The sequence below is a fragment of the Segatella copri genome (assembly GCF_019249655.2).
In the GTDB taxonomy this organism is placed as follows: Bacteria; Bacteroidota; Bacteroidia; order Bacteroidales; family Bacteroidaceae; genus Prevotella.
Window position 1 is genome coordinate 603,975 of sequence record NZ_CP137557.1, and the last position, 11,954, is coordinate 615,928.

The following is an 11,954-nucleotide window of genomic DNA, read 5'->3' on the forward strand; positions in this document are numbered from 1 at the left end:
AAAATACTGCAAACTTTCTGCAAAGATACAATAATTATCTGAAAAATGGGGCAGTTTGTCCTGTTTTTGGTTTTTTATGCAGCGTAAATTGTTGCAAAATGTTTGTTGGCTGTTACAAAATCACGAATCGTGTTATTTTTCTGTTGTTTTCTTGCCCTCTTTGTGGATGTTTTTGAGTAACTTTGCAATCAAAAAAATAATCATAACTAAACTATACGCAATCGGAAATGAAGAAAAACGTTTTAGCAGTAGCGCTGGCATTGATGGCTAGCATCGGTGCCTATGCCGAAAAGAATACCATCACTTCTCCTGATGGTAAGTTGAATGTCGTGGTAGAAGACCGCGATGGCAAACTCTATTATTCCATCGACTATGCTGGCAAGCGAATGATGGAGGAATCGCAGCTCGGCCTCCTTGCCAATGTAGGCGATTTCAGCCAAGGCTTGACCTTTCAGAGTAAGAAAGAGGCGAAGGTGGAGAAGAGTTATGACCTTCGCACCGCCAAGGTATCGCATGTAGATTATCATGCCAATCAGCTCCATGTAACATACATCAACGGCAATAAGCAGCCGATGACCGTTACCTTCAATGTGAGCAACAACGATGTGGCTTTCCGTTATACTTTTGACCAGCTGAAGGCGCAGCATCTCATCGTAAACGAAGAGAAGACTGCCTTCAATCTGCCAAAGATAACCACCACTTACCTTTGTCCACAGTCGGATCCGCTCATCGGTTTTGCCCGTACCAAACCAAGTTATGAGGAGGATTATAAGGTGGATCAGCCTCTGTCTGCCAAATCGGGTTATGGTCATGGCTATACCTTCCCATGCCTCTTCAAGGTAGGCGGCGATGGATGGGTATTGGTCAGCGAGACGGGTACTCACGGCAACTATCCGGGTTGTCACATCAGCGATTACGATGCAGCCAAGGGTTATCAGATAGCCTTCCCAATGGAGAAAGAGGCTGATGGCATCGGGGCTACATCGGGTGCCTTCATTCTTCCGGGTTCCACTCCATGGCGCACCATCACCGTGGGTTCTGATTTGAAGCCTCTGGTAGAGACCACCATTCCATACGATGTAGTGGATCCAAGATTCGAGGCATCTCAGAAATACGGCACAGGCAAGTATGCCTGGAGCTGGCTCATCTGGCAGGATGGTTCCTGCAACTATAAAGACCAGAAGCAGTTCATCGACCTGGCTGCTACTATGGGATATGAATATGTGCTGGTTGATGCACTCTGGGATACTCAGATTGGTAGAGACAAGATTGCCGAATTGAGCAAGTATGCGCAGAGTAAGAATGTAAGTCTGATGCTTTGGTATAATTCCAATGGTGTGGCCAACGATGCACCTCAGGGACCTCGTGGTATCATGGATAACATCGTGGCCCGCAAGAAGGAGATGGCTTGGATGAAGAGCATCGGCATCAAGGGTATCAAGGTGGATTTCTTCGGTGGTGACAAGCAGCACACCATGCAGCAGTATGAGGATATCCTCAGCGATGCCAACGATTATGGCATTCAGGTTATCTTCCATGGCTGCACCCTGCCAAGAGGTTGGGAGCGTATGTATCCAAACTATGTATCCAGCGAGGCTGTACTGGCTTCAGAGAATGTATTCTTCTCTGATTATCATGCCAAGCAGGAGGGTTTCGAGCTGACCATGCATCCATTCTGCCGCAATGCCGTGGGAGCGATGGATTGGGGTGGTACCATCATGAACAAGTATCTTTCCAAGGATAACAAAAGTCGTCATCGCCGTTATACCACCGATGTTTTCGAGATGGCTTCGGCTATCATGAACCAGGCGGCCATCCAGTGCATCGCCATCTATCCGAACAATCTCTCTGAGCTTCCTCAGCACGAGATTGATTTCCTGAAGAGCGTTCCTACTACATGGGATGAGACGAAGTTCATTGCCGGTTATCCTGGAAAATATGCGGTTGTTGCTCGTCGCCATGGCGACAAATGGTATGTGGCTGGCTTGAATGGCACCGACCAGCTGATGAAGCTCACCCTGAAGTTACCTATGCTCGCAGGCAAGACCATTACCTATTATTATGAGACGGCAAGCAAGGACAAGAAGGCTCTCTGGCCAGACTCTCATGTAAAGACCGTGAAGGTGGATAAAAAGGGAAACCTCAAGGTGGAGATGCAGCCTAAGGGTGGATTGATTGTTAAAAGGTAAAAGGGTAAAAAGGTAAAAAGAAACTAGGAAGATTTACTGGTTTAAGGGCGAAAATACTGCCATTTGAATGAAATTGCTCTGTTTTTATCAGAATTTACATACCTTTGTTCGTATAAAATGATGTATCTTTGCAGGCAAATTGTGAAGACTAATATTCATTTTATGAACACTAACATTAATAACAAGATAATGATGAACAGAAAACTAACATTCGGCGGGATGCTGATGGCAGCATTGGCTCTCGGAATGCCTATGAATGCCCATGCGGCAAAAAAGGCTGCCAAGCAGAATTTTGCAGGCTATCTCTTCGCTTATTTCGAAGGAAGTGGTAACAAGCAGGAGCATCTTCGCTTTGCTATCAGCGAGGATGCCAAGAACTGGTATGCGCTCAACGATAACCAGCCTGTCATCGCCAGCGATTCTATCAGTACCAGTGGCGGTATCCGTGATCCTCACATCCTTCGTGGTGAAGATGGCTGCTATTATATCGTGGCTACTGATATGAACACCGTGAAAAATGGATGGAAGGATAATCCGGGCATCGTATTGATGAAATCGAAGGACCTGGTGAACTGGACGCACTCTAAAATCGTGTTGAAGGAAGACTACAAGGAGCACTTCAGCGATGCCTACTGGGTATGGGCTCCACAGACCATCTACGACAAGAAGGCAAAGAAGTATATGATTTACTTCACTCTTCAGCGTACGGGTGATGGCAGAAAGAGTCTCGTTACCTATTATGCTTATGCCAACAAGGACTTTACGGGTTTCGAGAGTGAGCCAAAGGTGCTCTTCAATGCCAAGTATGGTTGCATCGATAACGACATCATCGAGCGCAACGGCGTTTATCACATGTTCTACAAGGGAAACATCAAGAATGCCGAAGGCAAGGAGATACAGAATGGTATTCAGCAGGCTACTGCCAAGAACCTGAAGGGACCTTGGAAGGAAGATTTCAAGTTTATTGATGCATACGCAGACAGCAAGACGGGTGTAGAAGGTTCCGGCGTATTTAAACTCAACGATAAGGATGAGTATGTATTGATGTACGACCTCTACGGTTCGGGCAGATATGAGTATCAGACCTCCAAGGATCTGAACACTTTCTCTACCAAGCCAGAATCATTCCGCAAGGATTTCTTCCCTCGTCATGGCACGGTTTGCTCTGTAACCAAGGATGAGATGGAGAGATTGCAGCAGAAGTGGGGCTATGTGTTGAAGCACGACTTCGTGGCAACAGGCAATCCGCTCTTCTCTCACATCTATACTGCCGACCCTGCCGTTTTGGTAGATAAGGACACCTTGTGGCTTTTCGCTGGTCATGATGCCAAGGGCAATCATCCTAGCTACGAAATGCACGACTGGAAGATTTTCTCTACCACCGATATGAAGCATTGGACTCAGTATCCAACCCCACTGATGGTTTCTGATTTCAAGTGGGCAAAGAGCAAGCAGGCATACGCCGGACATGTGGTGGAAAGAAACGGCAAGTACTACTGGTACGTTTCTACCAACTGGTGTGGCATCGGTGTGGCTGTGAGCGATAAGATTACAGGCCCTTACAAGGATGCACTGGGCAAGCCATTGTTGACCAACAAGGATTGCTTCGATTCCAAGCACAGATGGGCTTGCATCGACCCTGCCATCTTCATTGACGATGACAATACACCTTATATTATATGGGGTAATGGACAGTGCTACATCGCCAAGCTGAAGGATAATATGGTGGAGATTGATGGCGAAATCAAGCGCATCGACGTAGGAACCGAGTTCCCATTCACCGAGGCTCCTTGGGTTCACAAATATGGCAAGAAGTACTATCTGAGTTATGCTTCGGGCTGGCCAGAGAAGATAGCATACGCCATGGCGGACAACATCATGGGTCCTTGGACAGCCAAGGGCATCATCAGTGAGATTGCCGGCAACAGCAATACCACCCATCCAGCCATCGTAAACTATAACGACCAGTGGCTCTTCTTCTCTCATAATGGTGCCTTGCATGATGGCGGAAGCTACAAGCGCAGTGTTATCATCGAACCGATGGCTTACAATGCCGATGGAACCATCCGTCCTATCGCTCCAACCACCAAGGGTGCCAGTGGCTTGGGCAACCCTATCCTGCCAGGTTTCCATGCCGATCCGGAAATCCTGTATTCCAACAAGACGGGTAAGTACTACATCTATTCTACCACCGATGGAAAACCGGGATGGGGTGGATATAAATACTACGTATATTCTTCTTCCGACTTGAAGGAGTGGAAGAACGAAGGTGTGGCGCTCGATGCCAAGAGCGACCAGATTTCCTGGGCCAATGGCAATCTCTGGGCTCCGGCAGCCGTAGAGGTGAAGCAGAAGAACGGCAGCTACAAGTACTATCTCTATTTCAGTGCCCGTCCTAATGACAACGGCAGAAAGCAGATGGGTGTAGCGGTTTCTGATTCTCCTACAGGTCCATTCGTTGATTTGGGGCACCCTCTTCTGGCGAAGAATCATCCAGGTTGCAACGGTCAGCTCATCGATGTGGATGTTTTCATCGACCCGGTTTCCAAAAAGCCTTACCTCTATTGGGGCAACGGCTTTATGGCTGGTGCCGAGTTGGAGCCAAGCATGACTCAAATTAAGGACGAAACCGTAACCGTGATGACTCCAAAGGGTGGAAGCCTGCGAGACTATGCTTATCGCGAGGCTCCATACGTGTTCTATCGCAACGGACTCTACTACTTCATGTGGTCGGTGGACGATACGGGTGCAGCCAACTATCATGTGGCTTATGGAACATCCAAGTCTCCGCTCGGTCCTATCGAGGTAGCCAAGGATCCTATCGTTCTGATTCAGGACCCTCAGCACGAGATTTATGGCACAGCCCATAACTCCGTCATCCAGAAGCCTGGCACAGATGAGTGGTACATCGTATATCATCGCATCAACAAGGATTACATCCATTTCCAGCCAGGTGTTCACCGTGAGGTTTGCATCGACAAGTTGGAATTCAATGCCGATGGAACCATCAAGCGAGTAGTTCCTACCCACAAGGGTATATAAAATAAGGTAAAAGATAGGTGCTTTCGTTACATTTTAACGATAAGTACCTATCTTTTGTTGTTTAACTTACACTATAATCGAAAACTTTTTGTATCTTTGCACCCATAAATAAACAACAAATAATTAAACCTATTTATAATGAAGAGATTAATTTCAGCAGTATTGCTTTCTGCAGCTGTGGCAATGCCTACGATGGCGCAGAAGCAGAAGACACTGAGCAATGGCTATCCATTTACTCAGGTTCCTTTTACCAGTGTGAAAATTTCACAGAACACCTTCTGGGGTGCCCGCCTGAAGGCTGCCCGAGAGGTAACCGTGCCATTGGCTTTCAGCAAGTGCGAGAGCGAGCACCGCTACAAGAACTTTGAGATGGCTGCCTATACCCTGCAGCATCCTAACCATCCGGGCTTGAACACTAAGGAGTGGGACGTGAGCAAGTTCATGGGCTTCTCTTTCGATGATACCGATGTTTATAAGACCATCGAAGGTGCCAGCTACATCCTCCAGACTTATCCGGACAAGAAGTTGAAGGCTTATATCGACAGCGTGCTCGATGTGGTAGGTGCGGCACAGGAGCCAGATGGCTATCTCTATACCGCCCGTACCATCAACCCAAAGCATCCACACGGATGGTCGGGAAATAAACGTTGGGTCAAGGACGAGGATTTGAGCCACGAGCTTTACAACCTCGGTCACATGGTAGATGCAGCCTGTGCTCACTATCAGGCTACGGGTAGCACCAAGTTCCTGAACATCGCCAAGCGCTATGCCGATTGCGTGGTAAAGGAGGTGGGACCTAATGCTGGTCAGGCTACCGTGGTGCCAGGACATCAGATTGCAGAGATGGCTTTGGCTCGTCTCTATACCTTGACCGGTGAGAAGAAATATCTGGATGAGGCTAAGTATCTGCTCGATTATCGTGGCAAGACTCATATCCGCAACCCATATTCTCAGAGTCAGGCTCCTATCCTGGAGCAGAAAGAGGCGGTAGGTCATGCTGTTCGTGCCGGCTATATGTATGCCGGTATTGCCGATGTGGCTGCCTTGACCAAGGATTCTGCCTATATGAAGGTGATTGACCGCATTTTTGAAAACATCGTTGGCAAGAAATACTATCTTACAGGTGGTGTAGGTGCCCGCCATGCCGGTGAGGCATTCGGTGATAACTATGAGTTGCCAAACATGACTGCCTATAACGAGACCTGTGCAGCCATTTCTATGGTTTATCTCTTTGAGCGCATGTTCCTGCTTCACGGCGAGAGCAAGTATATCGACTGCATGGAGCGTACCTTATATAATGGTGTAATATCAGGTATGAGCATGGACGGAGGTAGATTCTTCTATCCAAACCCATTGTCTAGCGATGGCAAGTATAAGTTTAATGCCGATGGCAACACCACCCGCCAGCCTTGGTTCGGATGTGCCTGCTGCCCGAGTAACTTGTGCCGCTTCATCCCTTCTGTTCCGGGTTATCTCTATGGCGTGAAGGATAACAATATCTATGTGAATCTCTTTGCCGGCAATACATCTACCATCAAGGTGAATGGCAAGGATGTGGTTCTGGAGGAGACTACCGAGTATCCTTGGAACGGCGATATCAAGATTGCTGTGAAGAAGAGTGGCGTAAAGAAAGCCAACCTCCTGGTCCGTATTCCTGGATGGGTTCGCAACCAGGTGGTGCCTAGCGATCTTTACAAGTATAGCGATGCTGAGAAGCCAGCTTATAGCGTAACCGTAAACGGCAAGGCTGTAGAGGCTGACCTCAATGCCAACAAGGGTTATCTGCCTGTCAAGAATATCAAGAAGGGTGATGTGATTCGTATCCACTTCGATATGCCTGTTCGCACCGTAGTGGCAAATGCTAAGGTTGCTGATGACAACGACAAGATAGCTGTAGAGCGCGGTCCATTGGTATATTGCGCTGAGGCTGTGGATAATAGCAATGAACCTGTGCTCCATGCCGTTATGCCAGAGAAGCCAAGCTTCACTCTCGTTGACAACTACAGCATCCAGAACACGGAGACCAAGGGAGCCCCAGCCTTCACCGTAAAGGCTATCGTTACCTCTCCTGCCCATATTATCTACCAGAAGAAGGAGGGAGTGGTCGCTGTTGATTGCACACCTCTCACCTTGATTCCTTACTATGCTTGGAATCATCGTGGTGCCAACCAGATGAATGTCTGGTTCTATCAGGGCTTGTCGTTTATGGATAAGTAATAAATAGTTTTTTTATCAAGAAAGCTTGGCAAACGTCGTTTGCCAGGCTTTCTTGTTAATATAGGTTAATCCCATTAAGAAATACACTTCTTTTCCGTTTATGTTGTAGTTTTGAACAAATAAAACAATAGAGAGCAAATGACAGAGAATGAATTCATCCATATCGTTCCGCAGTTGCGGCAGATAGCCTTGCAAATCAGTCAGGGTTATGGCGTTGGCAGCGAAGAGGCTGAGGACATCGCACAGGATGCGATGCTCAAGCTCTGGGCTATCAAGGAAGACATTCAGTCTGCTGCTCATGCCAAAGGTTCGATGGGCTGCATAGCCAAGCATCTTTGCATCGACTTCTTTCGCAAGCGGAAGATGATTTCGATAGATGCCCAGCCTTTTGATAAGTCGCCTAGCCACTATGCGCCGCCCGATGTGGAAGTGGAAAACTCGGAGAACGAACAGTGGCTCCAAAAACGCCTCAAGGCGCTGCCCTCCAACCAATATCAGGTGCTTTATCTGCGGCAAGTAGAGAAGAAGAGCTCTGAGGAAATAGCGCAAATCGTGGGCATCACCACAGAATCTGTATCCGTGTTGCTATCGAGGGCAAGAAAGCAGATGTTGCAGGAAATCAGAAAAAGATGTCGATAGCCCTTATATATAAAATAGGTATAATCAATAAAGGAGGAAAAAATGATATGAACGAAAAAGAAAAAGATATACGTTTGTTGCTCAATTGGTTTATGGCTGGTGAGACTACTCTTGAAGAGGAGGCTCTGCTAGGGGAGTGGTTTCGCCAGCATCCCGATGTGAGCGATGACCTGAAGGAATACCAGATGATGTTTAGATATTTCGACGAGGGTATGCCTCTTGACCATGAGGCGGAGGAGCGTGTAGAAAATGCTCATCCAAAGGCTAAGGCACGAATGCGCCGCCTATGGTTGCCGCTTAGTTTGGTTGCATCCATCGCCCTGCTGATAGGGTTTGCTATTCCTTGGGTAGGGCGACAGACAGGGCGTCAGGATGATTCTAAGATGGCTCAACTCGATGGCAGAACGACTCCGGAGGATACAGATTCTGCTGTTGTCCACAAGGAGAAATCGACAAATGCCGATCTCTCCATGCCTGAAAAGGTAAAAAAGTCGGGTGATTTCGTATCTCCCCAAACAAGGAAGCACAAGCAGAGGAAATATCGTCAGCATCTATTTGCTCCTGCTCCTCCAAAGCTTTGGATAGCTCAGAATATTGCTACCGATTCTTTGTTGGCAGAGCCGGAAAAGCTTGCCGATGAGCATCTCTGTGAGATGGAGGCACAGCAGAATGAAATGTTCTTCAAACTCTATCTCATCAATGCTCTTCAGACCCAGGCGCTCAATGCCGAAGTAGCCAGTGCCTCGTTCGAAAGCGAGGAGAATGTGCATGATGAGGACCATGTGAGTGATGACCAGGAGGTTTATTAACAAGAAACAATTAAAAAGAAGAAGAATATGAAAACAACTTTTAAATTAGCATTTGTGGCTTGCCTGATGGTGCTCTCTTCGGCTTGCCATGCCCAGAAGCCTATACCGGCTATCGACCAGGCTTTTGATAAATTCGTACAGGATTTGTTGCAAGACGACCTCGTTACTTCTTCCTCGATGAATACCTATAATATTGGTATGATGAAGGGATTTGAGTTCGCTATTCCTGAGAGAAAGCAGAAAATGGTGGATACCTTTCAAAAGGCTTTATTGAGCAATAGTCGCCTCGCTTATATTAGTTTTACCAAGAAAGCGGGTTCTCTCAGTCTTGAAACGAATCGGGTGGGGTATGGCAAGGATAATTCCATGACTTACGAATTTGGTGCTCACAAGGACCGCAACTATAACTTGCAGTATTTCCGCGACAGTAAGGATTCTACCATGCGATATGTTTATGCCTTGGTATGGTATCAGGGAATGGATCGTTCGGTAAAGGGCAGTGTGTATAAGTTCTACTCCAAGGATCCGCAAACCTATAAGAAGCCATCCGCCAATACGAAGTCATTCTCTTATACGCAGCCATTCTCTTATACGAAACCGTCTGTTCAAAGTCTGGATTCTCTTTTCTCGCGGGTCAAGAACTTCAAGTTTGACAAGAGTTTGGCTGGCAGTTATTATTTCGATGAGACTCCTCCAAAGGATGCGGCAGAGTTTATGATGCAACTCAATACGCTCCGTGCAGCCTTTAAGAATGCCAAGGATTTATACCCTTATCTCGGAAATCAGGTGACTCGGCGTACCCTCCAGACGGGTATTGCCAACAAAATAGTCAAGCTTTGTAAGGGATACGGCAAGTTGCTGAATGCTGACGAGAAGAAATTCTGTGCCACTTCGCTGAATAAGATGAAGAAGGATACAGACGATGAATATCTGCAGAGTCTTCTGGAACTGACTGCCAATTCTTTGAGAAAGTAGTAAGTTCTTGATGCATAAGCTTTGGAAAATGTGGAATTCTCTCTCAAAATATCGCTTTTAAACGATATTTCATCTAAAATTATCTTTTTCTAGACTTCGGTCTTGTTATAATTTCGTAACTTTGTACGCAAAAAGTAAACGATATGACTAAGAAATTGATAATGATAATAGGCTTGGTGCTTTCATCCATGTTGATGAAAGCCCAGGCTTTTTTTATGCCTTTCCCGAAGGCGGGTGATAAATACTGGCAGAAGCAGGTGCCGGTGGCGATGCGCAACGACTATATCCGGTTGGGCAATCTCTATCAGAAGAAGCCTTGGAATGCCATCCCTGCTGAAACTTTTGCCGAGTTTCGAACCAATGGTAACCGTACCCGATACGAGGAGGCTAGCTTTGGTATCAGAAAACAGTTTGTCTGTCTGGTGATGGCAGAAATCATGCAGGGCAGGGGACGGTTTCTGCCTTCCATCCGCAAGGGCTTACATTATTTTATAGAGAAGGAACCATGGTGGGGAATCCCGGCACATTATCCGAAAGACCATCCTGAAAAGGATATCCAGCCTGTAGATCTCTTCAATGCAGAGACGGCAGGCATGCTTGCCTGGACCCTTTATATGCTGGAAGATGAAATCAACAGGAAGGAAAAGGGACTCTGTGATCAGGTGAGAAGTGAGATAAATCGCCGATTCCTGCAACCGGTGTTGAACCAGCCGCAGGGCTGGAAGAGCAATGCCAACAACTGGAATACCTGGATTACGAGCAACTGGTTGGAAACGGTATTGATTTGCGAATCAGATGCCAAGCAGCGAGATGCTGCCTTCAAGGGAGTGCAGCAGTGTCTGCGAACCTTCCTGAAGGGTTATCCCGATGATGGCGGTTGCGAGGAAGGCGTAAGCTATTGGGATTGTGCCGGAGCCTCGTTCTTCGAGTCGCTTTTCTTCATGCAGTTTGCGCCGAAGCAAGCCGTCCTTACTTTGACTGATGCTCAGAAGAAGAAGGTGGAGAACATGGGCAGATTCATCACTACGATGTATATCAACGACCTTACCTTCGTGAATTTCTCGGATGCCCAGGCAAAGAATATTCCGAACATTAACATCCTCTTTCCTTATGGAGCCTATCTCCAGAATGAACAGATGATGCAGCTGGCGGCATACGTGGGTAATAAATATCAATATACCCTCAAGCCTACTACGCTCTTCCAGAAATCGGGCAATTATCCTAAACTGGGTAGGGAACTGATGCTCCTCTCCATGTTGCCGAAGTATCAGGCTACAGCTGCTGTGGAGCCAAAGACGGAAGATGCCTATCTGGAAAACTCCCAGATTATGGTGGCGAGCAACAAAAACTGGTTTGTGGCTGCAAAAGGTGGTAACAATGCCGAAAGCCATAATCACAACGACATCGGTAACTTTATTGTCTATCACAACAATCAGCCGGTGGTCATAGACCTGGGGCGTGATACCTATACCTCGAAATCATTCAGCAATCAGCGTTTTGAACTGATGAACTGCCGTTCGGCATATCACAATGTTCCCATCATCAACGGATTGGAGCAGAAGGATGGCAGGAAGTATCGTGCCGACAAGGTGAGCCATGTATTCAGCGAGGGCATCTCTTCTCTTACCCTGAATCTCGAAAAGGCATATACTGAGGCGGCGCATGTGGATAAATGGCTGCGTACCATCGTCCTGGATAGGGAATACAACTGGGTGGAAGTAACCGAACAGTATAAGCTCGATTCCCTGCAGATAGAGAAGGATCGACTGAACGGTCAGGTATTTGATAATCAGATTATCCTGATGGCTTTCGGCAAGCCTGTGGTGCAGAAGACAGGAAGAATCCTGCTTCAGGGTGGCAATGTGCGGTTGGAGTATGATGCACAGTATCTCTCGGCATCGGTAGAAAAGGTGCAGATGACGGATGGCATCATGAAGACCCAGTGGAAGGATAACGTTTATCGCATCATCTTGCGATTGAACGATAATTATCCGATGGCGAAGGTAAAATATCGCTTTGTGAAATGATTTTTTTTGAGAAAAGCCTTGCTATTCCCGATTATTTCCACTATCTTTGCAATTGA

Annotated in this window: 6 protein-coding genes and 2 pseudogenes; all 8 read left to right on the forward strand. The window is 46.9% G+C overall.

Annotated features, from left to right (window positions below; translation table 11 throughout):
• The first annotated feature begins 227 nt into the window (after window positions 1–227).
• A complete protein-coding gene (locus KUA49_RS02435) occupies window positions 228–2,189 on the forward strand; it encodes a glycoside hydrolase family 97 protein (RefSeq protein ID WP_218412004.1) in 1,962 nt (653 codons plus the stop codon).
• A gap of 252 nt (window positions 2,190–2,441) precedes the next feature.
• Window positions 2,442–4,244 (forward strand): annotated as a pseudogene (locus KUA49_RS17605) (family 43 glycosylhydrolase); the annotation flags it as partial.
• Between the two features lie 24 nt (window positions 4,245–4,268).
• Window positions 4,269–5,231, forward strand: a pseudogene (locus KUA49_RS17610) (family 43 glycosylhydrolase); the annotation flags it as partial.
• Window positions 5,232–5,369: 138 nt separating this feature from the next.
• Complete coding sequence (locus tag KUA49_RS02445) at window positions 5,370–7,448, forward strand: glycoside hydrolase family 127 protein (protein WP_218412005.1); 2,079 nt, start codon at window positions 5,370–5,372, stop codon at window positions 7,446–7,448.
• 138 nt (window positions 7,449–7,586) lie between these two features.
• Window positions 7,587–8,087, forward strand: a complete 501-nt coding sequence (locus KUA49_RS02450; RefSeq protein ID WP_218412006.1) for an RNA polymerase sigma factor — start codon at window positions 7,587–7,589, stop codon at window positions 8,085–8,087.
• Window positions 8,088–8,134: 47 nt separating this feature from the next.
• The gene (locus KUA49_RS02455) at window positions 8,135–8,896 is read left to right on the forward strand and encodes a hypothetical protein (RefSeq protein WP_218412007.1); all 762 of its coding nucleotides are present in this window, start codon (window positions 8,135–8,137) and stop codon (window positions 8,894–8,896) included.
• 27 nt (window positions 8,897–8,923) lie between these two features.
• A complete protein-coding gene (locus KUA49_RS02460; protein WP_218412008.1) occupies window positions 8,924–9,871 on the forward strand; it encodes a hypothetical protein in 948 nt (315 codons plus the stop codon).
• 143 nt (window positions 9,872–10,014) lie between these two features.
• On the forward strand, window positions 10,015–11,898 hold the full coding sequence (locus tag KUA49_RS02465; RefSeq protein WP_218412009.1) for a heparinase II/III family protein: 1,884 nt from the start codon (window positions 10,015–10,017) through the stop codon (window positions 11,896–11,898).
• Window positions 11,899–11,954: the final 56 nt, after the last annotated feature.